This window comes from Pseudarthrobacter sp. B4EP4b (genome assembly GCF_006680095.1).
Classification (GTDB): Bacteria; Actinomycetota; Actinomycetes; order Actinomycetales; family Micrococcaceae; genus Arthrobacter.
In genome coordinates, this window is record NZ_VHIJ01000001.1 from 1 (window position 1) to 434 (window position 434).

At 66.4% G+C, this 434-nt stretch carries 1 pseudogene; it reads left to right on the forward strand.

Going from position 1 to position 434, the window contains the following annotated elements:
* Window positions 1-434: pseudogene (locus FNL14_RS00005) on the forward strand (pyruvate dehydrogenase (acetyl-transferring), homodimeric type); the annotation flags it as partial.

The following is a 434-nucleotide window of genomic DNA, read 5'->3' on the forward strand; positions in this document are numbered from 1 at the left end:
ACGGCTACGAAATGGGCCACATCATCCGCGACGGCCTCGAACGCATGTACGGGCCGGAATCGGGTGACAAAAACGTGATGTACTACCTCACCGTGTACAACGAGCCCATCACCCAGCCCGCCGAGCCGGAGAACCTCGACGTCGAAGGGGTGCTGAAGGGCATTTACCGGGTGTCGGCGTCGGACGTTGAAGGACCCAAGGCGCAGATCCTGGCCTCGGGTGTGTCGGTGCCGTGGGCCCTGGAGGCACAGCAGCTCCTGGCCGATGACTGGGGCGTCTCCGCCGACGTCTGGTCAGTGACCTCCTGGAACGAACTGCGCCGCGACGGGCTCGCCGCCGAAGAGGAAGCCTTCCTCAACCCCGGCCAGCCAGCCCGCGTCCCGTTCGTCACCAAACAGCTCGAAGGCGCCACCGGCCCCGTCGTCGCCGTCAGC